Consider the following 736-nt stretch of genomic DNA (forward strand, 5'->3'; position numbering starts at 1 on the left):
GTAAAGTTGTTTTAGTAACAGCGATTAACCCAACTCCAGCAGGAGAAGGTAAATCAACAGTAACAGTTGGTTTAGGTCAAGCTTTTAATAAAATTGGTAAGAAAACAGTAATTGCACTTCGCGAACCATCTCTTGGACCAACAATGGGATTAAAAGGCGGAGCAGCAGGTGGCGGTTATTCTCAAGTAGTACCAATGGAAGATATTAACCTTCACTTTACTGGAGATATTCATGCGATTACAACTGCCAATAACGCATTAGCGGCGTTCATTGATAATCATATCCAACAAGGAAACACACTTGGAATTGATACGCGTAAAATCGTTTGGAAACGCTGTGTTGACTTAAATGATCGTGCCCTTCGTAACGTAGTAATTGGCCTTGGTGGACCGGTTCAAGGTGTGCCACGTGAAGACGGTTTTGATATTACAGTAGCATCTGAAATTATGGCCGTATTCTGCCTTGCAACAGATATTCAAGATTTAAAAGCTCGTCTATCTCGCATTGTTGTCGCTTATAATTTTTCAAACAAACCTGTAACAGTTAAAGATTTAGGCGTAGAAGGTGCGTTAACACTTCTATTAAAAGATGCATTAAAACCGAACTTAGTACAAACATTAGAAAATACACCAGCTATCATTCATGGCGGACCATTTGCGAATATCGCTCACGGTTGTAACAGTGTTATCGCTACGACGATGGCAGCAAAATTAGGTGATTATGTTATTACAGAAGC

1 protein-coding gene is annotated in these 736 nt (G+C 39.5%); it reads left to right on the plus strand.

All coding sequences use genetic code 11. The features are described 5' to 3' along the window. Nucleotides 1-736: formate--tetrahydrofolate ligase (locus tag AC1DTM_RS30005; RefSeq protein ID WP_477001650.1), on the plus strand; the 736-nt coding region annotated here is incomplete at both ends.

The sequence above is a fragment of the Bacillus sp. P4_D3 genome, assembly GCF_056401855.1.